Genomic DNA, 25,534 nt, shown 5'->3' on the forward strand with positions numbered 1-25,534 from the left:
AGGTAGAGCGGCATTATCAACTCCGTCGCCCCGGCGCAGGCCGGGGCCGCTGGCAATAAAGGGCGAGACAAGTGGAGCGCGGCCCCGGCCTGCGCCGGGGCGACGTCCTTACGCCCCCGGCAATTCCAGGATGCGTTTGGCGATGATGTTGAGCTGGACCTCGCTCGTCCCGCCCTCGATCGAATTGGCCTTGGTGCGCAGCCAGGCGCGCGGGGCCGCGCCCTTGTTCGATCGCTCGCTTTCCCATTCGAGCGCGTCCGATCCGCCCGCCGCCATCGCCAGCTCGTGGCGGGCCTTGTTCAGCTCGGTGCCGTAATATTTCATCATGCTCGGCTGGGCGGGGTGGGCGCGTCCGGCCTTCAGCTCGTCGATGAAGCGTTCGGACATGGCGGAGAACGCCTTGGCGCGCACCTCGAACAGCGCGATCTGGCCGCGCAGGATCGGGTCGGCCAGCCGCCCGTCATGGTCGAGGCCAACGGTCGCAATCGCGCTGTCGATCATCGGGTTGCCGCCGGTCTGGCCCAGTCCCATGCCCGAAATCATCTCGCGCTCATGGCCGAGCAGATATTTTGCGACGTCCCAGCCCTTGTTGAGCTGATGCACCAGATTCTTCTTCGGCACCTTCACATTGTCGAAAAAGGTCTCGCAGAAGGGCGAATAGCCGCTGATCAGCAGGATCGGCCTGGTCGAGACGCCCGGCGTCTCCATGTCGAACAGCACGAAGCTGATCCCGCCCTGCTTGGTCGATTTGTCGGTGCGGACCAGGCAGAAGATCCAGTCGGCCTCGTCGGCATAGCTGGTCCACACCTTTTGCCCGTTGACGATGAAGTGGTCGCCCGCATCCTCCGCCGACGTGGCGAGGCCGGCGAGGTCGGAACCGGCGTTCGGCTCCGAATAGCCCTGGCACCAGCGGATTTCGCCGCGCGCGATCCTGGGCAGATGCTCGAGCTTCTGTTCCTCGGTGCCGTATTTGAGCAGCGCCGGGCCAAGCATCGAAATGCCGAAGCTGTTCAAGGGATTGCGCGCGCGGATCGCCGCCATTTCCTCGCGCAGCACCTTGGTCTCGGCCGGCGACAGCCCGCCGCCGCCATATTCGGTCGGCCAGTCGGGCACCGTCCAGCCGCGCGAAGCCATCGCGTCGAGCCATTCCTTCTGCCCCGGCTTGTAGGTCGCGCGGCGGCCGCCCCAGCACACGTCCTTGTCGGACCGGACCGGCTCGCGCATCTCCGGCGGGCAATTCGCCGCAAGCCAGGCGCGAGTTTCGGCGCGGAAGCTGTCGAGACTGTCGGTCATGTGCTCTCTCCTATTTCTTTAGCCCTCTCCCTTTGGGGAGAGGGTTGGGAGAGGGGTGGGCCAGGCTATTCCCCTCTCCGCTGCGACTAGGCGGCAAGCCGCCAAGTCTCGCGCCTCTCCCCAAAAGGGGAGAGGGTTGGTGAAGCGCTCAATTGAACCGTTCGCCCTTTTCGGCCTTGTCGCGCAGCAGCTTGGCGACCTCGAAGCCGTGGCGGTCCAGCCCCTCGACGATCTTCTTCAGCCCTTCGGTATCCGCCCAGAACATCGGGCCGCCGCGATAGACCGGCCAGCCATAGCCATAGATCCACACGACATCGATGTCGGACGCGCGTTGCGCCATCCCTTCCTCCAGGATCAGCGCGCCTTCATTGACCATGGTGTAGAGCGTGCGCTCGACGATCTCCTGGTCGGTCACCTCGTGCTGCGCGGTGCCGGTCTTGGTCCGCCATTCCTCGATGATCTCGGCAACGCGCGGCGACGGCGACGGATTGCGCTTCTCGTCATAATCATAGAAGCCCGCGCCCTTTTTCTGGCCCCAGCGTTCCTCGGCGCACAATTGGTCGCGGATATTCTCGATCCGGCTGGGATCGCGGTGCCAGCCGATGTCGACGCCGGCCAGGTCGGCCATCTGGAACGGGCCCATCGGCATCCCGAACTCGACATGGACGCGGTCGATCTGCTCGGGCGTCGCGCCTTCGAGCAGCAGCTTGTTCGCCTCGACCTGGCGCGGCATCAGCATCCGGTTGCCGATGAAACCGTAGCAGACGCCGGCGACCACCGCGACCTTGCGGATCTTCTTGGCCACCGCCATCGCTGTCGCCAGCACATCGGGCGCGGTCTTGGCCCCGCGCACGACCTCGAGCAGCTTCATGACATTGGCGGGCGAAAAGAAGTGCATGCCCAGCACGTCCTGCGGCCGCGAGGTGGCCGCCGCAATCTCGTCGATGTTCAGATAGCTGGTGTTCGACGCCAGGATCGCGCCCGGCTTGGCGATCGTGTCGAGCTTGCCGAAAATGTCCTTTTTGACGTCCATATTTTCATAGACCGCCTCGATGATCAGGTCGCAGTCGGCCAGTGCCTCCAACCCGAGCGTCGGGGTGAGCAGCCCCATCGCCTTCTCGACCTGTTCGGCGGTCATCCGGCCCTTGGCGGCGGTCGCTTCGTAATTCTTTCGCATCACGCCGGTGCCGCGATCCAGCGCCTCCTGCTGCATCTCGACGATCGTCACCGGCACGCCGGCCGACAGGAAGTTCATGCTGATCCCGCCGCCCATTGTGCCCGCGCCGATCACGCCGACGCGCTTGATGTCGCGCAGCTGAATGTCGGCCGGGATGCCGTCGATCTTCGATGCCTTGCGCTCGGCAAAGAAGATGTGGCGCTGCGCGGCGGACTGGACGCCGAACATCAGCTTCATGAACTGCTCGCGCTCGAACTGGACGCCTTGCGGATAGGGCAGCTGCGTCGCTTTTTCGACACAGGCGATGTTGGCGGCGGGGGCGTCGAAGCCGCGGAAGCGGCGGGCATTTGTTTTCCGGAACGTCTCGAATACCGCCGGGTCGGCGCTCAGTGGCTTTTCGCTGACGCGCGGGATCGGGCGCACGCTGGCCACATCATTGGCGAACGCGAGCGCATCGGCGAGCAGATTGCCCTCGCTCGCCAGCCGGTCGACCAGCCCCGCTTCCTTGGCCTGGGTGGCGGAGATCGGATCGCCCTTCGACGTCATTTCCAGCGCCAGCTCGACGCCGGCCGCGCGCGGCAGCCGCTGGGTGCCGCCCGCACCGGGCAGCAGGCCCAGCTTGACCTCGGGCACGCCGAACTTGGCCGACGGCACCGCGATCCGGTAATGCGCCGACAGCGCGACCTCGCAGCCGCCGCCGAGCGCGGTGCCGTGGACTGCGGCGATCACCGGCTTGTCGAGCGCTTCGATCGCGTCGACCAGCTGCGGCAGCAGCGGCTCCGCCATCGCCTTGCCGAATTCGGTGATGTCGGCGCCGGCGAAGAAGGTCTGGCCTTCGCAGATGATGACCACCGCCTTGACCGCATCGTCGCCCGCCGCTTCCTTGATCCCGGCGTCGAGGCCCTGGCGCACCGCTCCGCCCAGCGCGTTCACGGGCGGGTTGTTGGAGGTGATGACGAGCACGTCACCATGGCGCGCGGTGGAGATGGGGGAAGTCATGCGTTCAGGCTCCTGAAGGAAAGTGTCTCTTGTGATCTGCGGTTCTCGACTTCGCTCGAACCGAACGGGAAAGGGTTTGAGTTGCGCCCGGAAATGAGGCCGTCGCCCCGGCGAAGGCCGGGGCCGCTATCAGATGCTGGCACATCATCGGCCAGCGGCCCCGGCCTCCGCCGGGGCGACGGGAGAGGCGCGAGCTCATGTCAGCGCCGCATAGATCATCGTCTTGAGCTCGCGACGGATCGGGTAGCTGCTCGACGGCGACAGCTGGGTCATGAAGACCATGTGGATGCGCTCCACCGGATCGATGAAGAAGGCAGTGGAGAACATGCCACCCCAGTAATATTCGCCGACCGACCCCGGCATCATCGATTTGGCGACGTCCTGCGTCACCGCGAAGCCGAGACCGAAGCCGGTGCCGGCATTGGTCGTCTCGCTGAACAGCGATCGCGACATGCCGGCCAGATCGCCCCCGCCCGGCAGGTGGTTCATCGTCATCAGGTCGATCGTCTTGCGCGACACGATGCGCACACCGTCCAGCTCGCCGCCATTGAGGCACATCGAACAGAAGCGGTGATAGTCGAGCGCGGTCGACACCAGCCCGCCGCCGCCCGACACCAGTTTCGGCATCCGCGACCACGCCGATTTCGCGCCGGGGTCGTATAGCGCGCGGCCTTCGCCGGGCTTCAGCGTGTAGCAATCGACCAGCCGGTCGATCTTGTCCGCCGGCACCATGAAGCCGGTATCGACCATGCCGAGCGGCGCGAAGATTTGGCGTTCGAAGAACTGATCGAGCGGCTCGCCCGCCACGCGCTGGACGACCGCGCCCAGCACATCGGTCGCGACCGAATAATTCCACGCCTCCCCCGGCGAAAACTCCAGCGGCAGCGCGCCGAGCGCGGCGACGAAGCCGTCGAGATCGAGATTGCCGTGCCAGCTTTCGATCCGCTGCTCGCGATAGGCCGCGTCGATGTTGCTGCGGTTCTGAAAGCTGTAGGTCAGCCCGGCGGTGTGGCGGAGCAGGTCGACCATGCGCATCGGCGCGGCGGTCGGCTTGGTGGCAAAGGGCACCCCGGCACCCCCGCCATCATAGACACCCAGCCCCTTGAACTCGGGCAGCACGTGGTGAACCGGCGTGTCGAGCGCGGCCTTGCCCTGTTCGACCAGCATCATGAAGGCGATCGACGTAACGGGCTTGGTCATGCTGGCGATGCGGAAGATCGAGCGATCGTCGATCGGTGTCGGCGAATCACCGCGCGCGGCGCCCTGGTGCGAAAAATGCACGATCCGCCCCTCGCGCGCGACGAGCAGCTGGACGTGCGGAAAACGCCCGCTGGCGAGATATTTGTCCGCCAGGAACGCGTCGATCCGCGCCAGTCGATCGGCATCGAAGCCCAGCTGTCGCGGATCGTGCAAGCTCATGCGGCCTTCCATACCCTTGTTTCGAATCCGGGGCAAAGGCGCTCGCCGCGGACCTGCGTTCCCTATTGCCTTGAGCGCACGACGAATCAACACTAACGTCTCAGCAAAGCGCAAGAGCGCCAAACCCGATCTTCAACTGGAGAGTTTTGCCGTGGCCACCGAACCGTTCATCGCGCTCCCGGCCGGGTGGCCCAAATATTCGCTCGACGAGATCAGGGCGATGCTGACTGCCCCCGGCCAGCGTTTCGAGATGGACGAGGCGGATATCCGCGGCGTGCGCACGCGGGTGTGGAAGAACGCGCCACCATCGCTCGCCATGCTGATCGCCTTTTCCAAGTCGCACGGCGACCGCGAGTTCATCGTCTATGAAGGCGAGCGCGTGACCTATGACGCGCATTTCCGCGCGGTGATGCTGCTGGCGCAGAAGCTCGCCGACATGGGCGTGGGCAAGGGTGACCGGGTGGCGTTCGCGATGCGCAACCTGCCCGAATGGACGCTGATCTTCTTTGCGGTCACCACATTGGGCGCGATCGCGGTGCCGCTCAATGCCTGGTGGACGGGCGTGGAGCTCGAATATGGCGTCAACGATTCGGGGTCGAAGCTGCTCATTCTCGATGGCGAACGGCATGAGCGGCTGAAGGCGCATTATGCCAACATGCCCGGGGTTGAGCATTTCCTGGTCACCCGCGCGGTTGCGCCGCTGGAAGCCCCCGCCGCGCCGTTCGAGCCGCTGGTCGGCCCGACGAGCGGCTGGGCCCAGCTGCCCGACGCGACGCTGCCGCCGGTGGCATTGTCGATCCAGCCCGACGACGAAGTGGCGATCTTCTATACCAGCGGCACCACCGGCAAGCCCAAGGGCGCGCTCGGTACCCATCGCAACATGATTTCCAACATTTTCTCGACCGGCTACGGCGCGGCGCGGATGCTGCTGCGCCGGGGCGAAATTCCGCCCGCCGCGCCTGAGCCCAAGGTCAACCTGATCGTCATTCCGTTCTTCCACGTGACCGCGTGCAGCGCCTTCCTGATGGGCAATGTCGTGGCCGGCGGCACCATCGTGTTGATGCGCAAATGGGACGCGACCGAGGCGCTGAAGCTGATCGAACGCGAGCGGATCAACGCGACCGGCGGCGTGCCGACGATTGCCTGGCAACTGCTCGAACATCCCGACCGCGCGAGTTACGATCTGTCGAGCCTGGAGACGATCTCCTACGGCGGTGCGCCGTCGGCACCCGAGCTGGTCAAGCGCATCTATGAGGAGTTCGGCGCGCTGCCCGGCAATGGCTGGGGCATGACCGAGACGATGGCGACGGTGACCAGCCATCAGGGCGAGGATTATCTCAACCGTCCCGACAGCTGTGGCCCCGCCGTGCCGGTCGCCGAGCTCAAGATCATGTCGCCCGACGGCACGACCGAGTTGCCGGTGGGCGAGATCGGCGAAATCTGGGCCAAGGGGCCGATGGTGGTGAAGGGCTATTGGAACAAGCCCGAGGCGACCGCGGAGACCTTCATCGACGGCTGGGTGCGCACCGGCGACCTGGGGCGCATCGACGAGGAAGGCTTTTGCTACATCGTCGACCGCGCCAAGGACATCATCATCCGCGGCGGCGAGAACATCTACTCGATCGAGGTCGAGAACGTCCTTTACGCGCATCCCGCCGTCACGGACGCGGCGCTGGTCGGCATCCCGCACCGCACGCTGGGTGAGGAGCCCGCCGCGGTCGTCCACCTGTGCGCCGGCTGCACGGCGACCGAGCAGGAGCTGAAGGCCTGGGTCGGTCAGCACCTTGCCGCGTTCAAGGTACCGGTGACGATCCGGTTCAGCGACGCCGTGCTGCCGCGCAACGCCAATGGCAAGATTCTGAAAAAGGATCTCCGCGCGCTTTTCGTGCGCGAGGCAGTGGCCTGAAAGCGGCAGCTTTCTGCTTCGTGCCAGCCGCAGGGCCCAACGCGTTGGATCGGGCGGTTTTCTGATCCTGCGATAATGCGGACAATGCGCCGCGCGAGGCGCTTGAGGTCGCCGCTCCAATGCGCGACCGTGACGCGGGCTCGACAGGCGATCGAGCGTTTGGCGCGCGCAGACGGCGGATCTACGCGCGGGAGGGCGGGATGGCCGAGCAGAGCATCGCAGCATATCAAGCGCACACCGGCTTCGATCCGATTGATGCGGTCCGTTATCTGCGCGAGCCGACGATCGATCCCCATCGCCATTCGGAAACCGACATCCTGCTGTACCGCATGCACCGATATGGGCGCACAGGGGAGATGACCACTGCCGTGCGCGACGGCGACGCGCCCGACCTTATCTTCATGTCGCGCGGTGCCGGCGTACCGGCATTCGGACGCATGGCGGGGACCGCGTTCAAGCTCGAGCCCAATCGGTCGCTGCGGGTCACCTTCGTGCCCCAGGGTGCCGACAGCGAAGTGATTTTCGGCACCAGCGCCCGGTCCACCAACCTCATGTTTCCGCGCGGCTACCTCAATAAGCTGATCGAGGAGCAGCCGAACCATGGCTTTGGCCCGCTGCTGTTCCGCGACGATGCGCGGTTGATCGAACTGATCCGGATGCTTGACGTCGAAATTGCATCGCCGGGCATGGCGTCGCGAATGGTGGTCGAGGGATTGAGCCGGGCGATCGCGTCGCTGCTGGCACGGATCGACCTTGCCGCGATTCGCGCCGACGCCGATCGCATCCACCTGCCCGCGTGGAAGGTGCGGCGCGTCACCGACTATATCGATGCCAATCTTGCCCGGCCCATCGGTGTGCACGACCTGGCCCGGGTGGCCGGCCTGTCGCCCTTTCACTTTTCACGCGTGTTCAAGCTGGCGACCGGTCAGACGCCCTATCATTTCGTCTGCGAACGGCGCCTGCGCCTGGCGTGCGAGTTGCTGGCAAAGGACGACCTTGAACTCGCCCAGCTGGCCCTGGCATGCGGCTTCGCAAACCAGTCCCATTTCACCACCGCCTTTACCCGCGCCATGGGCATGCCGCCCGGCAGGTATCGCAAGCGGCCCGGCACGCATTGACCTTGCCGCGTCAGCCGCGCCGGCGCTGGTTCAGCACCTCGTACGCCATCACCGCGGTGGCGACTGCGGCGTTCAGGCTGTCGGCCTTGCCGAGCATCGGAATCTTCACCCGCAGGTCGCACTGCGCGGCATAGTCGGCGGGCATCCCCTGCGCCTCGTTGCCTGTCAGCAGAAAGGTCGGGGCGGCATAGCGCGGCTGCTGATAATCGACCGCGCCGTCCAGACTCAGCCCGACGAGCTCGCCCGGCCCGGCGCGGAGCCAGCGCAGAAATTCGTCCCACTCCGCGCGCGCGAGCCGCACGGTGAACAGCGCCCCCATGCTGGCGCGCACCGCCTCGACCGAAAACGGATCGACACAGTCGCCGACCAGGATCAGCCCGCCCGCACCGACCGCGTCGGCGGTGCGCAGGATGGTGCCCAGATTGCCGGGATCACGCAGCCGCTCCGCCACCAGCCAGATCGGCGCTGCGCTGCGGTCGATCCGCGCCAGATCGACCGGCAACTCGGCAAAGACGCCGATCACCGCGCCCGGATTGTCCTTGCCCGACAGCTTGGACAGGATGTCGGCGCTCGTCTCGATCGCCTCGCCACCGGCCGCCTCTACATCGGCGACCAGTGCCTCGACCAGCGGGTGTCGCGCGCTCGCATTCGCGAAGAACAGCCATTGCGGGATATGCCCCGCCTCGCGCGCCTCGGTCAGGATGCGCAGCCCTTCGGCCAGGAACAGCCGCTCGTCGCGGCGGTGCTTCTTGTCGCGGAGCAGCCGCATCCGCTTGATCAGCGGGTTGGAAAAGGCGGTGATGGCGCGTGGCATGGGCACAAATGGCGGTGAGGGGGCTCACTCCTCGCCGAAGCGGTCCTCGACCAGCGCGGCCATGGTGGCCACGACCGTGTCGGCATCGGGGCCTTCGGCGCTGATCGTGATCTCGTCACCCATTGCGGCGCCCAGCATCATCAGCCCCATGATCGACGTGCCGGTGACGCTGGACCCGTCCTTCTCGACGATCACCTCGCCCGACTGGGTGGAGGCGAGCGTCACGAACTTGGCGCTGGCGCGCGCGTGCAGCCCGCGGCGGTTGCTGATCCGTACGGTGCGGCTGACGCGGTTCAAGCAGCCGCCTCGCCCAGCACCTCGGAGGCGACCGAGATATATTTGCGCCCGGCCTCGCGCGCGGCGGCGACAGCTTCGGCGACCTTCATCGTCTTGCGCGCGCCGCCCAGGCGGATCAGCATGGGCAGGTTGATCCCGGCGATCACCTCGATCCGTCCGGGTTCCATCAGCGAAATCGCAAGGTTGGACGGCGTGCCGCCGAACAGGTCGGTCAGCACGATGACGCCGCGCTGGTCGTCGACCGCCTCGATCGCGCGCGCGATGTCCAGCCGGCGCTCCTCCATGTCGTCCTCGGGCCCGATCGAGATCGGGACGATCCGCTCCTGGCGCCCAACGACATGCTCCATCGCGACCACGAACTCTTCGGCAAGCCGACCGTGCGTCACCAATACCAAGCCGATCATGCGCGCAATTTCCCGTGTGGTTCCATTTGTCCCGGCGCGCCTTCCATCATGTCCTGCGGCGCGGTCCCAAGGTCGCGATGGGTCAAGGTGGGCGAAAAGCCCGCGTTGCGCAACCTTGCTGCGAGCCGTTCGGCGACATGAACCGACCGATGTCTCCCCCCGGTACATCCGATCGCGATGGTGACATAGGACTTGCCCTCCGCCGCATAGCGGGGAAGCAGCATGAGCAACAGCGATTCGATGGCGGCGATCGCCTCCGGATAGGCCGGGTCGCCCGCGACATATTCGGCAACCGCGGGATCGCGACCGGTGCCGGGGCGCAGATCGGCCACCCAGTGCGGATTGCGCAGGAAGCGCATGTCGAACACGAGGTCGGCATTGCGCGGCAGGCCGCGCGCGAAGCCGAACGACACGACCGACACGACTGGGCCGCCCTGGTCGGTCAACCCCAGCGTCTGGCGGATGTCCTGGGCCAGCTGATTCGAGGTCAGCTGGGTCGTGTCGATCAGCCGGTTGGCCCAGCGGCGCAGCGGCCCGAGCAACTCGCGCTCGCGCTCAATGCCGTCGCTCGCCGGCCGGTCGGGCGCCAGCGGGTGGCGGCGGCGCGTTTCGGAATAGCGCCGTTCGAGTTCGGGGCCTTCGCAATCGAGGAACAGCGTCCCGATGTCGTGACCATGGTCCTCGCGCAGCCGCTTGATCCGCCGGACGATGCTTTCGGCGTCGAAGCCGCGGGTGCGCGCGCCGATGCCGATGGCGAGCGGGCGGTCATCGCCCCAGCTGTCGACCGGTTCGGCCTGGGCAAGCAGCCGGTCGAGCAGCCTGAGCGGCAGGTTGTCGACCACCTCCCAGCCCAGATCCTCCAGCGTCTTGAGCACGGTCGACTTGCCGGCGCCCGACATGCCGGTGACCAGCAGGATGTGCTTGCCCGCCATCGCGGATCAGGCCGCGTCCGGATCGATCAGGCGCAGCGCCATCTCGACCTTGATCGGCGAGGACGGTTCGAGCGCGGGCAACGGCATGACGCGAATCGCGATGCCCGCCAGCCGCCGCTGCTCAATCTCGTCGGGCAGGCGATCGGGATGATCGTCGACGCGGACGATCATCGCGACGGGCACGTCGCGGACGAAGGGCAGGGGGACGATGCCGACACCGCGCACCTCGATCTTGCCGGCGATCGGTTCGGGGGGTGAGGCGACGAGCTGGCGTCCGCGCCGCTGCACCACGGTATAGTCGTCGCTGATCAGCTGCGCGCCGCGATCGATCAGACGCAGCGCCAGGTCGGACTTGCCGACGCCGGACCGCCCCTCGATCAGTACCGCGCGGCCCTCGATCGCGACCGCGGAGGCGTGCACCGTTTCGGCGGACAGTTCGGTCGTCACGGTCGCGCCGCCAGCGGCAGCCGCACGACAAAGCGTGCGCCGGTGGTTCGATCCGCCCGTGATTCGACCGCGATCATGCCCTGATGTCCTTCGACAATCGTGCGCGCGATGGCAAGCCCCAGCCCCGAATGCTGGCCGAACGCCTCGCCCTGCGGGCGTACCGAATGAAAGCGGTGGAACACCGCCTCGCGCGCGTCCTCCGGCACGCCGGGGCCTTCGTCCTCGACGGCAACCTCTGCGATGTCGCCGACATGGGTGGCGATCACGCGGATGCTGCCGCGATCGGGCGAAAAGGACAGCGCATTGTCCAGCAGGTTGGCGAAGACGCGCTCCAGCCGCGATCCCTCGCCCATCACGATCAGCGGATCGTCGATCCGCGCGTCGAAGACGAGCGCGATATCGCGGCTGATTCCCCGGTCGATGCGCGCGCGGACCAGCGCGTCGAGCATCGCGGTCAGCGACACCGGCTCGAACTGCGCGCGGCTCAGCTGCGCGTCGAGCCGCGAGGCATCGGAGATGTCGGTGATCAGCCGGTCGAGCCGCAGCACGTCGTCCCGCACGATCGCCAGCAGCCGCGCCTGCAGCTCCGGGTCGCGGACATTGCCCAGGCTCTCCACCGCCGAGCGCAGCGACGCCAGCGGATTCTTGAGCTCGTGCGTCACATCGGCGGCGAAGGCCTCGGTCGCGTCGATCCGCGCGGTGAGCGCCTGGCTCATGTCGGAGAGGGCGCGGGCCAGCATCCCGATCTCGTCACGGCGCGACGGGAGGCGCGGCACCACCACTTCGCGCGCACGCCCCAGCCGCACGCGCACGGCGGCGCGGGCCAGCCGGCGCAGCGGCCGCACGATCGTGCGCGCCAGGAACAGCGACAGCAGCACCGACACCAGCGTGACGATGCCCATGACCACGCTCAGTCGGTAGCGTTCGAGCCGGACCGTCTGGGTGATGTCGAGCGCGTTGACGACCGACATCGCGACTTCGCCGCTGGGCAGGGGTGAGGCGGCGGTGATCACCGTGGTGCGATCCGGCGCGCGCCAGACCGACGCTGTGGCCGACCCGGTGGCTCGCGCCGCCTGGACATCGGGCCAGACATCGCCGCGATCGTCGGCGGGCTCGCGATAGAGCGGCGCGCGCGCGGTGCGCACGACCGTGTCGATCACCGCGTCCAGGAACCGCGCGGCGTCCTGTTGCCACGGGTCGCGATCGGGATCGCGCAGCCGGAAATTGCGCAGCCCGAGCGCGCGCGTGTCGAGTTCGAGGCGACCGTCCGTATCGTACAGCCGCAGCCGCGATCCGGTCGATTCCGCGAGGCTAAGGAACAGTGCGCGGCGCTCCGGCCTGGGTGCCGCGGCCATCGCCGCCGCGATCAGCCGCGCCTCCAGCGTCGCGCGCGCGACACGGCTGTCGATGATCCGCGCGCGATAGGTGTCGAGGTAGAAGAAGCCGCCGGCCAGCAGCGCCAGCGCGAAGATGTTGACGAACAGGATGCGCGGCGTGAGGCTGACGCGGCCCGACCAGCGCAGCGACAGCTCGCGCTCGTCACTCGTCGACGAAGCGATAGCCCGCGCCATACAATGTCTTGATTGCGTCGAAGGTGGCGTCGACCTGGCGGAACTTGCGGCGCACGCGCTTGATGTGGCTGTCGATGGTGCGGTCGTCGACATAGATGTCGTCGTGATAGGCCGCATCCATCAACTGGTTGCGCGTCTTCACAATACCGGGCCGCTGCGCCAGCGTTTCCAGGATCATGAATTCGGTGACGGTCAGCGTGACCGGCTGTCCGGCCCAGGTAACGCCGTGGCGCGACGGGTCCATCGTCAGCCGCCCGCGCACGATGCGCGGCGCGCTTTCATCCTCGGCATCGTCGGCGGCGGCCAGCACCTCTGCCCGGCGGAGCAGCGCGCGGATGCGGGCGATCAGCAGGCGCTGGGAAAAAGGCTTGGCGATGTAGTCGTCGGCGCCCATCGCGAGGCCCAGCGCCTCGTCAAGCTCGTCATCCTTGCTGGTCAGGAAGATGACGGGAATGTTCGACCGCTCGCGCAGTCGGCGCAGCAGCTCCAGTCCGTCCATGCGCGGCATCTTGATGTCGAGCACCGCAAGATCGGGCGGATTGTCGATCAGCGCCTTCAACGCCGCTTCGCCGTCCGAATAGACGCGCGTCGCGAATCCCTCCGCCTGCAGCGCGATCGACACCGAAGTCAGGATGTTGCGGTCGTCGTCGACCAGCGCAATCGAAGCGGTCATCCGGGCCCTGCAGGTTGCGACTGAGGATGGGCCTAGTCCAGTTCGGCGCCGCGCTCAACCGCCTGATCCCGCGACAGCAAGGATGCAGGTGCGGCGGTTTGACGCTGTGCGATTCGCTCATTATGCGCGATGCATACGTATGCGACGGCACCAAGTGCCGCGATTGCCAAAAAGAACGCCGCGCGCAGTTCGACGCAGCGGCGGAAAAGGAGAGATGCCGGTGATTCAAACGCTGCTTCGGGTGGGCGACGATGTCGTGCCGTTGCCCGCCGACGCGCTGGTGCATGCCAATCTGGAAACCGCCCGGCTGGTCGAGCACGCCATCCTGCGCGGCGAGGGACAGCTGGCGCGCCACGGCCCGCTGGTCGTCGCGACGGGGCGGCATACCGGCCGCTCGGCGAATGACCGGTTCATCGTCCGCGACGCGCAGACCGACCAGACCGTGTGGTGGGGCAAGTCGAACCGCGACATGACGCCCGCTCATTTCGCCGCGCTGAAGACGGATTTTCTGGCGGCGCTGGGCCGGCTGAACCAGCTGTATGTCCAGGACCTGTTCGGCGGATCGCAGCCCGAACATCGCGTCCGCGTGCGCGTCATCACGCAGCTGGCCTGGCACAGCCTGTTCATCCGCACGATGCTCGTCCGCCCGCAGCCGCACGAGCTCGCCGGCTTCGCGGCGGATTACACGATCATCGACCTGCCCGATTTCCGCGCCGATCCCGCGCGCCATGGTTGCCGCAGCGAGACGGTGATCGCGGTCAACTTCACCGAGCGGCTGATCCTGATCGGCGGCACCGCCTATGCGGGCGAGATGAAGAAGAGCGTGTTCGGCCTGCTCAATTATCTGCTGCCCGAACAGGGCATCATGCCGATGCACTGTTCGGCGAACATCGGCCCGGACGGCGATACGGCGATCTTCTTCGGCCTGTCGGGCACCGGCAAGACGACGCTGAGCGCGGATGCGTCGCGCACGCTGATCGGTGACGACGAACATGGCTGGTCCGACACCGCGGTCTTCAACTTCGAAGGCGGCTGCTATGCCAAGATGATCCGCCTGTCCGCCGACGCCGAGCCCGAGATCTTCGCGACCACGCGGCGTTTCGGCACCGTGCTGGAGAATGTCGTGATGGACGAGGTCACGCGCGAGCTCGACCTCGACGACAATCGCCTGGCGGAAAATACCCGCGGTGCCTATCCGATCGACTTCATCCCCAATGCCAGCGCGCGGAATATGGGGCCGGTGCCGCGCAACATCGTGATGCTGACCGCGGACGCGTTCGGCGTGCTGCCGCCGATCGCGCGGCTGACGCCGGACCAGGCGATGTACCATTTCCTGTCGGGCTATACCGCCAAGGTGGCAGGCACCGAGATCGGCGTGACCGAGCCGGAGGCGACGTTTTCGACGTGTTTCGGCGCGCCGTTCATGCCGCGCCATCCGTCCGTCTATGGCAACCTGCTCAAGCAGCGCATCGCCAGCGGCAATGTCGACTGCTGGCTGGTCAATACCGGCTGGACCGGCGGGAAGTACGGCGTCGGCAACCGGATGCCGATCAAGGTCACGCGCGCGCTGCTCAACGCGGCGCTCGACGGCAGCCTGAACGATGCCGAGTTCCGCACCGATCCGAATTTCGGTTTCGCCGTGCCGGTCAGCGTGCCGGGGGTCGATCCCGCGATCCTCGATCCGCGCATGACCTGGACCGATCCGGCCGAATATGACGCGACCGCAGCCCGGCTGGTCGACCTGTTCAACGCCAATTTCGCGCCGTTCGCGGATCATGTCGATGCAGGCGTGCGGGCGGCGGCACCCCGGGTGCGACAACGCGAGGCCGAACCCGCCTGACCGGCCCGACCTGATCGGGCCACCCTTTCAAGAAGGAACGTCCGATCATGTCCGAAGACAACGAAGCCCGCCTGTTTGTTGACGATGCCGCGATCGCGGCGGTCGGCAATGGCTTGCTCGACCGCGATCTGCCGCGTCCCGCGTGGACGCACGAGGCGCATCTCGCCGCCTGCGCGTGGCTGATCCGTATGCGCCCCGACATCGATCTGGAGCACGAGCTTCCGGCCATCATCCGCGGCTACAATGCCGCGGTCGGCGGGGTGAACGACGATCACCAGGGCTATCACGAGACGATCACCCAGTTCATGCTGGCGACCGTGCGCGCATTCCTGGCGCGGGCGGAGATGGCGATCCCCCTGGTCGACGCGGTCAACGCGCTGCTCGTCGCGCCGGAGGGGCACCGCGAATGGCCGTTGCGCTTCTATTCGCGTGAACGCCTGTTCTCGGTCGAAGCGCGTCGCGGATGGGTTGACCCGGACCTGATCGGGACTGTTCCAAGACAGCCGATCTGACATCCTGCATGTGTCACGTTTCTCGGCTATGGTCGCATCGACCGGTGCAGGGGATGCGCCCGGCCGGGATGGACGGGAGGATCACATGAACATCGCTGCCATGCTTGCGCAACTCGGGGACCATGTCGAACTCGCCAACATGGCGACCAAGCTGGGCCTGCCCGCCGACCAGGTCGAAGCTGCCGTCGCGTCGCTGGCGAAGGCGCATGTCGCACCGACCGACACGCTGCAGACCGCAGCCGCCGACACCGGGCTGGGCGTCGACCAGCTGCGCCAGATCGTCGAGCATATCGGCGGCGAGGGGTCGCTGACGCGCTTCGTCCAGCTGCTCAACGACGAATCGGGCGGCGGCGGCGGGCTGCTGGGCCAGATCGGGTCGATCGCGGGCGGGTTCCTCAACAAGAAGGGCTGATCCGCCGCACGCCCGGGAACCCTTGCCCCGGTCATGCGCTTGACGGCCATGCCGACCCTCGACCTGTTTGGCTGGGCCGTGCCGGTCCTGGTCGTCGACCTGAGCACCGTCGCCATCGCCGTCGTCGCGGCGCTGGCGCTTCACTGGCTCGTCTTTCGCATTGCCGGCCGGATCGCGGCGCGGACCCCCGACAGCGGCGACGACATTCTGGTCGCCCATGCCCGGCGGCCGTCGCGGTGGATTCTGGTCGCGATCGCGCTCGCGGCCGTACGCGGTGTCATCCACCTTCCCGATGGCGCCCACCGGCTGTGGACGCTGCTCGCGGGGCTGATCGTGCCGGCGCTGATCGGCTGGCTGGCGATCGCGCTGATCCGCGGCGTGAACGACGTGATCGCGGTCCATGCCGACATTTCCATCGAGGACAATCTGAACGCGCGTCGCAAACGCACGCGCAGCGCGATCCTGGGGCGGATCGCGGTGTTCGTCATCGGGTTCGTGACCGTGTGCGTCATGCTGCTCAGCATCCCCAGCGTGCGCAATGTCGGCGTGACGCTGATGGCGTCGGCGGGGCTTGCGGGGCTGGCGGTCGGCGCGGCGGCGCAGCCCGCGCTCAAGAACCTGATCGCCGGTATCCAGATGGCGTTCACCGAGCCGATCCGCATCGACGACGTCGTCATCATCGAGGGCGAATGGGGGCGGATCGAGGAGATCCGGCTGACCTATGTGATCGTGCGCATCTGGGACGACCGGCGGCTGGTCGTGCCGGTCAGCAAGTTCCTGGAGGACAGTTTCCAGAACTGGACGCGCACGTCGAGCGCGCTGATGGGCACGGTGTTCCTTCACCTCGACCCGCGCGCCGATGTCGCGCGGATCCGCGCGAAGGCGGAGGAACTGGTGGCCGCGCACCCCAAATGGGACCGCCGCGTCATCGGCACCCAGGTCACCGAACAGCGCCGCGACGCGATCGAGGTCCGCGTCCTGGTCAGCGCCGCCGATGCCGGCCGTGCGTTCGATCTGCGCTGCGACATGCGCGAGGGGTTGATGCGCTACATCGCCGACGAGATGCCCGAGGCGTTGCCGCGCGAGCGCCTGGCGGTCGAGCCGATTACGGCCTGACCAAGCGTCGTCACCCCGGCCTCGTGCCGCTCGCCAAGCGGGCGAACTCTTGCGCGCAAGCGGTGCCGGTGGGGTGTCGCGCAACGTTCGAGACGAGTGCGGGTGGCGAAGTGGACCCCGGCACGAGGCCGGGGTGACGGTCGGCCGGGTATGGCGCCTGAGCCGTCACGCCTGCCGGCTTGCGATGAACGCGTCGACGTCGCGCTCGACGACCAGCAGCGGGCGGCCGCCGCCGGCGACCACCAGATCGTTGAAGTCGCGGACGTCGAAGCGCGTGCCGAGCGCGGCTTGGGCCTTGCGGCGCTGGCGATTGATCTCGGTATGGCCGATCTTGTAGCCGCACGCCTGGCCCGGCCACACGCAGTAGCGGTCGATCTCGCTGGTCACGCCGTCGATCGTGTCGCCGGTCGCCTCCGCGAACCAGGCGCGTGCCTTGTCGCGGTCCCAGCGCTTCGCGTGGATGCCGGTGTCGACCACCATGCGCGCGGCGCGGAACGCCATCGAGGCGAGATAGCCGAGCCGCCCGACCTGATCGCCGTCATAGACACCCAGCTCGCCGGCGATCTGTTCGGCATAGAGCGCCCACCCTTCGGAATAGGCGCTGAAGCCCATCAGCGTGCGGAGCAGCGGCAGGCGGTTGGCATATTCGCCCTGCCAGACATGGCCGGGGATCGCTTCATGATAGGTCAGCGTCGGCAGGCTGAAGCGGGTATGCATGTCGGTCGAGCGCAGGTTGATCCAGAAGCGCCCCGGCACCGTGCCGTCGATCGACCCCGCGCCGCCATACGCCCCCGGCGCGCCGATTTCCTCAGCCGGCGCGATCCGCTTCACCTCGACATTGCCCCGGACCAGCGTGCGGAACGCACCCGGCAGGCGCGGGCGCAGATCATCGATGCGCTGGCGGATGAACGCCATGATCTCGGCACGGCCCGGATCGCCCTCGGCAAAGGTGAAACGCGGGTCCTTGGCGAGCGCGAGCATCCGCGCGCCGACCGAACCGTCGGCATAGCCCAGCCCCTTCAGGATCGCGTCCATCTCGCCATGCAGTTCGGTGAGCTGGCGATTGCCCTCGTCATGCACCTCGTCGGGCGTCATGCGGGTGGTGGAGGCGGCGCGCAACGCCCAGGCATAATAGGCGTCGCCCTGGGGCCGCGCCCACATGCCGGCGTCGGACTTGGCGATCGCGGCATGGCGCTCAAGCTCGGCGAGCTGGCGGTCGAGTGCGGGTTGGATGTCGGCAGTGACGATCCGCTCGGCGCGCGCGGCCCAGTCGCCGGACAGCGACCGGGTGCGATCGCGCAGCGAGGTGACGAGCAGCGACTGGCCGGCGGCTTCGCCCCGGGTCAATCGCATCGCCGCCAGGGTCTTGGCGAGGATGAAGTCGGGGGCGACCACGCCCATGCCGCGTGCGGCGCGCAGGCGTTCGGTTTCACCGTCGAGCTGCGCGGGAATCGCGGACAGGCGCGCCAGATAGGCGTCGGCGTCGGCCGCATTCTCGATCACGTGGCTGGCGTCGAGGAATTTGGGCGCGTCGAGATACGCACCCATATTCTGCGCGACAGGATAGGGGCCGTTGCGCCAACCGCCGATCGCGACATCGCCATAACCGAAGCCATAGCCTTCCAGCGCGGTGGCATAGGCGGTCTGCGCGATGTCGAGTGTCTTGGCCGTCTCGCCCCGCGCCTGCGGCAGCACGGCGTCGATGCGGCCGAGCGCATCCTTCAGCCAGGCGCGTTCGGCGGCGACGCCGGCAAACGACCTGTCCTCCATCCGCGACTTGAGCGCGGCACGCGCGCCCCGGTCGATGCCGAGCCCGGTCGCCGATCCGGGCGACAGGCGCAGATAGGATTCGGCGAGATCGTCGGCGAGGGCGGCCGCACGATCGGTGCGGGCCAGTGCCAGATCGGGAAAGGCCGCGACAAAGGCGGCGGAGCCGGCACCGGCGAGCAACTGGCGGCGGGAAAGGGCGGGCATCATCGTCTCCGGTAGGTGTGGTGGTGTGGGTTTAAGTTTGGCCGATTTCTTGACCGGCCGTCACCCCGGCCTCGTGCCGGGGTCCATCGTGCAAGACGCACGGACGTCTGACCTTGGCGTCGCGCCACGCCCTGCGGCACCGTCTGAGCCCACCACTACGCGCATTCCGCTGAGCGTCACGGTGGACCCCGGCACGGGGCCGGGGCGACGATCGGGGTGGAAGGGAAGCGAGCAGGGCAATTTCGGTCTGATTCTCAGGAAAGGGCCGGGGGTTCAGGCTCGACCCGGGCGACACCTTGTTCGATCGCGATCACCCGCATCCGTGTGCCGACCGGGGCGTCGGGGCCGCGCGCCGGCCATTCGCCGTCGCCGATCCGCACCCGGCCTTCGCCCGCGACGATCGCTTCGGCGACGATGGCGCTCGCGCCCGCCAGCCGGGCGGCGCGGTCATTGAGCAGCGGGTCCGTCGTGGCGACCGGATAGTCGCGATACCAGCGTCGGCCGATCAGCACCGTTACGGCTGTCCAGGCCCCGAAGCTGAGCAGCTGTCCGCCCAGCCCGAGCCCGGGCAGCACCCCGGCCAGGATCGCGGTGATCGCCGCAGCGAGCGCGGCAAAGGCGAGGAACACGCCGGGCAGCAGCAATTCGGTCGCGCCGAGCACGACCGCGACGATCGCCCAGACGATCCATGGTTCGCTCATTCAGGCGCGTCCTCCGCCCCCGGCATCGCAAAGGGACCGACACGCCGGGGCGGCCTGGGTGCGGGCGGCGGGGCGGGCGGGGTACCGAGCGCGTCGCGGGCGATCTCGCCGATGCCGCCAAGCGTGCCGATCAGCTGCGTCGCCTCGACCGGGAACAGGATCGTCTTGGCGTTGGGCGAGGTGGCGAACTTGCCGACCGCGTCGACATATTTCTGGGCGATGAAGTAATTGATCGCCTGGGCTGAGCCCTGCTCGATCGCCTCGGACACCAGCCGGGTCGCTTTCGCTTCGGCCTCGGCGGCGCGCTCGCGCGCTTCGGCGTCGCGGAAGGCCGACTCCTTGCGCCCTTCGGATTCGAGGATGCGCGCCTGCTTCTGCCCCTCGGCGCGCAGAATTTCCGACGCGCGCGTGCCTTCCGCCTCCAGGATGTTGGCGCGCTTTTCGCGCTCGGCCTTCATCTGGCGGCCCATCGCGTTGACGATGTCGGCGGGCGGCCGGATGTCCTTGATCTCGACGCGGGTGATCTTGACCCCCCAGGGCGTGGTCGCGTGATCGACGACGGAGAGCAGCCGCGCGTTGATCTCGTCGCGCTTCGACAGCGTTTCGTCGAGGTCCATCGAGCCCATGACGGTGCGCAGGTTGGTGGTGGTCAGCTGCATCAGCGCGACATAGAGGTCGGAGACTTCGTACGCTGCCTTGGGCGCATCCAGCACCTGGAAGAAGACGACGCCGTCGGTCGAGATCATCGCATTGTCGCGGGTGATGATCTCCTGCCCAGGAATGTCGATCACCTGCTCCATCATGTTCACCTTGCGCCCGACGCGGTAGAAAAAGGCGGGGTAGAAGTTGAACCCCGGCTGGGCGACGCCGGTGAAGCGGCCGAAATGTTCGATGGTATAGTGATAGCCCTGGCGGACGATCTTGATGCTGGCGAACAGATAGCCGAGCACCAGCAGCACCACCAAACCGAGCAAAGTTTCAAGCATCCCGCATTCCCCCGATCGTCGCACTTGGCATCCGGGTGCCGTGCTAGCATGGGGAAAGGATGAACGCACCCATACTCGCCCCGCGCACCGCGCTGTTTCTGCCCGCGTCCAATCCGCGCGCGATCGCCAAGGCGGCGACGCTGCGCCCCGACCTCATCATCCTCGATCTGGAGGATGCGGTGGCGGAGGCGGACAAGGACCGCGCGCGCGACGCCGCCGTGACGGCGGTGGCGGGAGAACTGGCCGGCAAGCGGGTGGCGATCCGGGTCAACGGCACCGGCCATCCGGCCTGGTCGGCGGATGTCGATGCGGTCATGGCCTCGCCCGCGGCGTTCATCGTCCTGCCCAAGGTCGAGGGCGACGTGGTCGTGCCGTTCGGCGACAAGCCGGTGCTGGCGATGATCGAGACGCCGCGCGGCGTGCTCGACGCGCCGGCGATCGCCGCGATGCCCGCCGTCGCCGGGCTGATCGCGGGGACCAACGACCTGATGGCGACGCTCGGGATGCCGCTCGGGGGGATGCCGCCGGGCAGCGGGCGCGCGGGGCTGACGCTGGCGCTCCAGGCGATCGTGCTGGCGGCGCGCGCGAGCGGCGTGTGGGCGCTGGACGGCGTGTTCAATGCGCTCGACGATCCCGAAGGGCTGGCCGCCGAATGCCGCGAGGGGCGCAGCTTCGGCTTTGACGGCAAGACGCTGATCCATCCCGGCCAGATCGACGTGGCGGCGGCGGCGTTCGGGCCGACCGAGGCCGAGCTGGCCGATGCGCGGGCACTCGTGGCGGCGGCAAGCGGCGGCGCGCAACGCTTTCGCGACCGGATGATCGAGGCGATGCATGTCGAACAAGCGCGCGCGCTGATCGCGCGGGCGGACGGTTGAAGCGTCCCGGCGCGGGGCGAAGTTGCGGAAGTTGCGGGCTGTGCGAGGTTTACGTCCTGGGGGTGCGGCGGCCCGATCGTTGAAGCGAGGGGCAGGGCGCGGAAAGGCCATTGCGCGAGCCTGGCAGGCGACGGGCGTGTAGGACAGTGCCTGCTCCCTCCCGCTTGCCGGGGGCCTTTGAGCCCCATGATCCGCAAGTGATCTGAGCCGCTCATCCTGAGAGGCTGACCGGGAAAGGGAATGATCGGAAAACCCAGCCACTCCCTTCCTCGTCACCCCGGCCTCGTGCCGGGGTCCACCACGCAACCCGCGCTGGCCCATCTTCGGCGCGCGCCCTTTGCCCCCGTGCATTGGCTCGGCTCCAACCGTCGAGCGACGGCGCTTTGCGGCACCGTGGACCCCGGCACGAAGGCCGGGGTGACGGGAAGGTCCAGGCTTCATGCGCCTCACCCAGAGCAGCGTTTCTCGACTTCCGCCTGTGGCGGACGTTTATCCTGAGCGTCTGCCCTGTAGGCAGTCGGAGGGGCTCGAAACGAACGGTGCGACGGGGCGCACACACCTTGCCCTCCGCCCCACTGGCGCATTCCGACGGGCGCGGTTACATGGGCCGCCAATCCTCGACTCAGGCGATACGGCACCTTCATGGACATTCCCCTCGGCCTCACTTTCGACGACGTGCTGCTGTACCCGGCGGAATCGGAGGTGCTGCCGAGCCAGGCGGACACGCGCACCTTCGTGACGCGCGACCTGGCGCTCAATATCCCGGTGCTGTCGTCGGCGATGGACACGGTGACCGAGGCCGACATGGCAATCGTGATGGCGCAGCTGGGCGGCATTGGCGTGCTGCACCGCAATCTGTCGATCGAGGAACAGGTGGCCGCCGTCCGCCAGGTCAAGCGCTTCGAAAGCGGCATGGTGGTCAACCCGATCACCATCACCCCGGATGCGACGCTGGCGCAGGCGCAGGAGCTGATGCAGCGCCACCGGATCAGCGGCATCCCGGTGGTCGAGGCGGGCGGCAAGCTGGTCGGCATCCTGACGCACCGCGACGTGCGTTTTGCCGAAAACCCGGCCCAGCCGGTCAGCGAGCTGATGACGCACCATAACCTGGCGACCGTATCGGCGGGCGTGACGCAGGACGAGGCGCGCCGGCTGCTCCATCAGCGCCGCATCGAAAAGCTGCTGGTGGTCGACGACGCCTATCGCTGCATCGGCCTGATCACCGTCAAGGACATCGAGAAGGCGGTGCTCTATCCCGAAGCGACCAAGGACGGCGCGGGGCGGCTGTGCGTCGCGGCGGCGACGACGGTGGGCGACAAGGGGTTTGAGCGCACCGAGGCGCTGGTCGACGCGCAGGTCGACCTGATCGTCATCGACACCGCGCACGGCCACAACCGCGACGTCGCGCGCGCGGTCGAGCGGGTGAAGACGCTGTCCAATTCGGTGCAGGTGATCGCGGGCAATGTCGCGACGGGTGCGGCGACCCGCGCGCTGATCGACGCGGGCGCGGACGGGATCAAGGTCGGCATCGGGCCGGGGTCGATCTGTACCACGCGCGTCGTCGCGGGCGTCGGCGTGCCACAGCTGACCGCGGTGATGGACGCCGCCAATGAAGCGGCCAAATCGGGCGTGCCGGTGATCGCCGATGGCGGTATCCGCACATCGGGCGACGTCGCCAAGGCACTGGCGGCGGGTGCGGGATCGGTGATGATCGGATCGCTGCTGGCCGGGACCGAGGAAGCGCCGGGCGAGACGTTCCTGTACCAGGGCCGCGCCTACAAGAGCTATCGCGGCATGGGATCGGTCGGCGCGATGGCGCGCGGATCGGCCGACCGCTATTTCCAGCAGGACATCAAGGACCAGTTGAAGCTGGTGCCCGAGGGGATCGAGGGGCAGGTGCCGTACAAGGGCCCGGCGCGCGACGTCATCCATCAGCTGGTGGGCGGGGTGAAGGCGGCGATGGGCTATACCGGCGCGCGCACCCTGACTGAGCTGCGCGACAAGGCGCGTTTCGTGCGGATCACCGGCGCGGGCCTGCGCGAAAGCCACGTCCATGACGTGACGATCACGCGCGAGGCGCCCAATTATCCGACGCGCTAGGCCGATGGTTTGACCGATACCCAGAAAATCGGGCTGATCGTCGCGCTCGCCAGCCTTTACATCCTGTTCCGCATCCGCCTGTTCCGCGTGCGTTATCGCAACGCGCGGGCGAAGCTTGAGGAAGGACGCGCGCTGGAACGCGAGCGGGACGGCGAGCCATGACGCCACAGGCGCGCACCCAGGCCGCAATCGAGCTGCTCGACGCGATCATCGCCGCCGCGCGCGATCAGGGCGCGGCGGCCGACACGCTGATCGCGCGCTATTTCGCCGAGCGCCGCTATGCCGGGTCGAAGGACCGTCGCGCGGTACGCGAGCTGGTCTATCGTGCGATCCGGCTGCTGGGCGCGCGGCCGGCGAGCGGGCGCGCGGCGATGCTCGCGCTGGCGGCGGATGACGCGGAGTTGCGCACGCATTTCGGCGCGGAGGGCCATGCCCCCGCAGCGATCGAAGCGGGCGAAGAGGCGGCAGTGGCGGGCGTCGCACCCGCCTGGCTGGTCAAGCGGCTGGCCGCGTCGGGGCTCGACAAGTCCGCACAGGCGGCGCTGCTCGACCGCGCGCCGCTCGACATTCGCGTCAATGCGTTGCGCGGCGAGGTGGCGGCGGTGCTGGCCGAGCTTCCGGGCGCGGTGCCGATCGAGGGGCTGGCGCACGGCCTGCGCCTGCCGCCCGACAGCCGGGTCGAGGATCATCCCGGCTGGGCGCAGGGCGCGTTCGAGGTGCAGGATGCGGGATCGCAGCACGTCGCGCTCGGCTGTGGCGCCGCGCCTGGAATGACGGTGGTCGACCTGTGCGCGGGCGCTGGCGGCAAGACGCTGGCGCTGGCGGCGGCGATGGCGAATGCGGGGCGGATCATCGCCAGCGACACCGATCGCGGGCGGTTGGGCCGGCTGGCCCCGCGTGCGGTGCGTGCGGGCGTGACGATCGCCGAGCCGCGGCTGCTCGATCCCGGGCGCGAGGCGGCGGCGCTGGACGACCTGACCGGCGGGGCCGACCTGGTGCTGGTCGACGCGCCATGCTCGGGCACCGGGACGTGGCGGCGCAACCCAGAGGCACGCTGGCGGCTGACACCCGACCGGCTGGCGCGACTGGTCGAGGTGCAGGCGCGCTTGCTCGATCTTGCCGCGACGTTGGTGCGGCCGGGCGGGGCGGTGATCCACGTCGTCTGCTCGGTGCTGGATGCCGAGGGCGCGGATCAGGCCGATGCGTTCCTGGCGCGGCACGAGGGCTGGCGCGCCGAGCGCCCCGACATGGCGGTGGGTGACGCGAGGGGGACTGGACTTCGCCTGTCGCCGAACGCACATTCGACAGACGGCTTTTTTGTGGCCAGGTTGATCGCGCCATGACTGCCGCACGCCCGAGTTCGTTGCTGGAGACGATAATGCGTTTGATTTCGGTTTCCGCCGCCGCTGCCCTGACCCTGTTGTGCGTATCGACGTCGCTGAGCGGCCAGCGCCCCGACGACCAGATCGATGCGCGGTCGGTGGCGCTGCTCGAACAGGGCAAGCAAGCGAAGGCGGCCGGCAATCTGGACGGGGCGACCGATTTCCTGGAGACCGCGCTGGTCGTCGACCCGCGCAACCGCCAGGCCTATGTCGCGCTGGCCGAGATCGCGCAGGCACGCGGTCTGCCGGGCAAGGCGATCCGCTTCTATCGCGAGGCGCTGCTGCTCGAGCCCAACGATATCGCCGCGCTGGCCGGGCAGGGCGAGGCGATGGTCGCCAAGGGCGCTCTGGCGCGGGCGCGCGAGAACCTGGCCAAGGTCAAGGCGCTCTGCGCGGCCGAATGCCCGCAGGCGACCGGCCTCGCCGCCGCGATCGCCAAGGGACCGGCCACGACCCAGACGGCGGATGCGGTGAAGCCGCCGGTGGTGCCGGCGCCGGCGAAGAACTGAGCAGACTAGGTCGTGAACCCCTAAACGACCGCTTTCGGCGTCAGTGCTGGGCGGTCGGAACTGGGTGGTTAGCTGAC

24 protein-coding genes are annotated in these 25,534 nt (G+C 68.0%); 11 read left to right on the forward strand and 13 right to left on the reverse strand.

All coding sequences use genetic code 11. The features are described 5' to 3' along the window. Positions 1-108 precede the first annotated feature (108 nt). The 3 genes from AX709_RS01955 to AX709_RS01965 form a co-directional block, all read right to left on the reverse strand. Complete coding sequence (locus AX709_RS01955; RefSeq protein WP_066546252.1) at positions 109-1,293, reverse strand: acyl-CoA dehydrogenase family protein; 1,185 nt, start codon at positions 1,291-1,293, stop codon at positions 109-111. Positions 1,294-1,441: 148 nt separating this feature from the next. Next, positions 1,442-3,469 carry a 3-hydroxyacyl-CoA dehydrogenase NAD-binding domain-containing protein gene (locus tag AX709_RS01960; protein ID WP_066546254.1) on the reverse strand — a complete coding sequence of 676 codons (2,028 nt, stop codon included), beginning with the start codon at positions 3,467-3,469 and terminating at the stop codon, positions 1,442-1,444. A 195-nt stretch (positions 3,470-3,664) separates the two neighbouring features. Then, positions 3,665-4,888: a serine hydrolase domain-containing protein gene (locus tag AX709_RS01965; protein ID WP_197419035.1), complete on the reverse strand. Its 1,224-nt coding sequence runs from the start codon at positions 4,886-4,888 to the stop codon at positions 3,665-3,667. 151 nt (positions 4,889-5,039) lie between these two features. On the opposite strand from AX709_RS01965, the gene AX709_RS01970 reads away from it, so the two are divergent. Next, a complete protein-coding gene (locus tag AX709_RS01970; protein ID WP_231727391.1) occupies positions 5,040-6,794 on the forward strand; it encodes a class I adenylate-forming enzyme family protein in 1,755 nt (584 codons plus the stop codon). Positions 6,795-6,994: 200 nt separating this feature from the next. Next, complete coding sequence (locus AX709_RS01975) at positions 6,995-7,912, forward strand: helix-turn-helix domain-containing protein (protein ID WP_197419034.1); 918 nt, start codon at positions 6,995-6,997, stop codon at positions 7,910-7,912. A gap of 10 nt (positions 7,913-7,922) precedes the next feature. Here AX709_RS01975 and AX709_RS01980 read toward each other — a convergent pair whose 3' ends face one another. From AX709_RS01980 to AX709_RS02010, 7 genes are read right to left on the reverse strand one after another with little or no spacing between them, the layout of a single operon-like run. Continuing rightward, entirely contained in the window at positions 7,923-8,726 is an 804-nt protein-coding gene (locus AX709_RS01980; RefSeq protein ID WP_066546260.1) for a TrmH family RNA methyltransferase, read from the reverse strand. Between the two features lie 24 nt (positions 8,727-8,750). Then, positions 8,751-9,023 (reverse strand): HPr family phosphocarrier protein, encoded by a 273-nt coding sequence (locus AX709_RS01985; protein WP_066546262.1) that lies wholly within the window; start codon positions 9,021-9,023, stop codon positions 8,751-8,753. Beyond that, the gene (locus AX709_RS01990) at positions 9,020-9,427 is read right to left on the reverse strand and encodes a PTS sugar transporter subunit IIA (RefSeq protein WP_066479908.1); all 408 of its coding nucleotides are present in this window, start codon (positions 9,425-9,427) and stop codon (positions 9,020-9,022) included. Before AX709_RS01990 ends, AX709_RS01985 begins: the two co-directional genes overlap by 4 nt. Further along, positions 9,424-10,359 (reverse strand): RNase adapter RapZ, encoded by a 936-nt coding sequence (gene rapZ / locus AX709_RS01995; protein WP_066546263.1) that lies wholly within the window; start codon positions 10,357-10,359, stop codon positions 9,424-9,426. The genes AX709_RS01990 and rapZ overlap by 4 nt, the downstream gene beginning before the upstream one ends. Before the next feature lie 6 nt (positions 10,360-10,365). After that, a complete protein-coding gene (locus AX709_RS02000; protein WP_066546264.1) occupies positions 10,366-10,806 on the reverse strand; it encodes an HPr kinase/phosphorylase in 441 nt (146 codons plus the stop codon). Further along, positions 10,803-12,377, reverse strand: a complete 1,575-nt coding sequence (locus AX709_RS02005; protein WP_066546271.1) for a sensor histidine kinase — start codon at positions 12,375-12,377, stop codon at positions 10,803-10,805. The genes AX709_RS02000 and AX709_RS02005 overlap by 4 nt, the downstream gene beginning before the upstream one ends. Beyond that, complete coding sequence (locus AX709_RS02010) at positions 12,346-13,050, reverse strand: response regulator transcription factor (protein ID WP_066479896.1); 705 nt, start codon at positions 13,048-13,050, stop codon at positions 12,346-12,348. Before AX709_RS02010 ends, AX709_RS02005 begins: the two co-directional genes overlap by 32 nt. A 241-nt stretch (positions 13,051-13,291) precedes the next feature. On the opposite strand from AX709_RS02010, the gene AX709_RS02015 reads away from it, so the two are divergent. The 4 genes from AX709_RS02015 (at position 13,292) to AX709_RS02030 (ending at position 16,930) form a co-directional block, all read left to right on the forward strand. Further along, the gene (locus AX709_RS02015) at positions 13,292-14,890 is read left to right on the forward strand and encodes a phosphoenolpyruvate carboxykinase (protein ID WP_443026185.1); all 1,599 of its coding nucleotides are present in this window, start codon (positions 13,292-13,294) and stop codon (positions 14,888-14,890) included. A 47-nt stretch (positions 14,891-14,937) separates the two neighbouring features. Next, complete coding sequence (locus AX709_RS02020; RefSeq protein WP_066546275.1) at positions 14,938-15,402, forward strand: hypothetical protein; 465 nt, start codon at positions 14,938-14,940, stop codon at positions 15,400-15,402. Positions 15,403-15,487: 85 nt separating this feature from the next. Further along, positions 15,488-15,814, forward strand: coding sequence for a hypothetical protein (locus tag AX709_RS02025; protein WP_066546277.1), 327 nt, complete (start codon positions 15,488-15,490; stop codon positions 15,812-15,814). Positions 15,815-15,847: 33 nt separating this feature from the next. Further along, on the forward strand, positions 15,848-16,930 hold the full coding sequence (locus AX709_RS02030; protein ID WP_082731578.1) for a mechanosensitive ion channel family protein: 1,083 nt from the start codon (positions 15,848-15,850) through the stop codon (positions 16,928-16,930). A 165-nt stretch (positions 16,931-17,095) separates the two neighbouring features. Here the strand turns inward: AX709_RS02030 and AX709_RS02035 are convergent, their stop codons facing one another. From AX709_RS02035 to AX709_RS02045, 3 genes are all read right to left on the reverse strand, one after another. Continuing rightward, positions 17,096-18,904 carry a DUF885 domain-containing protein gene (locus AX709_RS02035; RefSeq protein WP_082731583.1) on the reverse strand — a complete coding sequence of 603 codons (1,809 nt, stop codon included), beginning with the start codon at positions 18,902-18,904 and terminating at the stop codon, positions 17,096-17,098. Positions 18,905-19,158: 254 nt separating this feature from the next. Next, complete coding sequence (locus AX709_RS02040) at positions 19,159-19,605, reverse strand: NfeD family protein (protein ID WP_066546280.1); 447 nt, start codon at positions 19,603-19,605, stop codon at positions 19,159-19,161. After that, on the reverse strand, positions 19,602-20,591 hold the full coding sequence (locus tag AX709_RS02045; RefSeq protein ID WP_066546282.1) for an SPFH domain-containing protein: 990 nt from the start codon (positions 20,589-20,591) through the stop codon (positions 19,602-19,604). The genes AX709_RS02040 and AX709_RS02045 overlap by 4 nt, the downstream gene beginning before the upstream one ends. Positions 20,592-20,650: 59 nt before the next feature. On the opposite strand from AX709_RS02045, the gene AX709_RS02050 reads away from it, so the two are divergent. The 5 genes from AX709_RS02050 to AX709_RS02065 all read left to right on the forward strand — a co-directional run bounded on the left by AX709_RS02050 (position 20,651) and on the right by AX709_RS02065 (position 25,457). Next, the gene (locus AX709_RS02050; RefSeq protein WP_066546283.1) at positions 20,651-21,466 is read left to right on the forward strand and encodes an HpcH/HpaI aldolase/citrate lyase family protein; all 816 of its coding nucleotides are present in this window, start codon (positions 20,651-20,653) and stop codon (positions 21,464-21,466) included. A 642-nt stretch (positions 21,467-22,108) separates the two neighbouring features. Next, positions 22,109-23,566, forward strand: coding sequence for an IMP dehydrogenase (gene guaB / locus AX709_RS02055; protein WP_066546285.1), 1,458 nt, complete (start codon positions 22,109-22,111; stop codon positions 23,564-23,566). A gap of 9 nt (positions 23,567-23,575) precedes the next feature. After that, positions 23,576-23,728, forward strand: coding sequence for a hypothetical protein (locus AX709_RS18460; protein WP_156437734.1), 153 nt, complete (start codon positions 23,576-23,578; stop codon positions 23,726-23,728). Next, entirely contained in the window at positions 23,725-24,909 is a 1,185-nt protein-coding gene (locus AX709_RS02060; protein ID WP_066546288.1) for an RsmB/NOP family class I SAM-dependent RNA methyltransferase, read from the forward strand. The genes AX709_RS18460 and AX709_RS02060 overlap by 4 nt, the downstream gene beginning before the upstream one ends. A 35-nt stretch (positions 24,910-24,944) precedes the next feature. Continuing rightward, entirely contained in the window at positions 24,945-25,457 is a 513-nt protein-coding gene (locus AX709_RS02065) for a hypothetical protein (protein ID WP_066479878.1), read from the forward strand. Positions 25,458-25,534: the final 77 nt, after the last annotated feature.

Origin of the sequence: Sphingomonas sp. CCH15-F11, assembly GCF_001557005.1 — a bacterium.
GTDB lineage: Bacteria > Pseudomonadota > Alphaproteobacteria > Sphingomonadales > Sphingomonadaceae > Sphingomonas.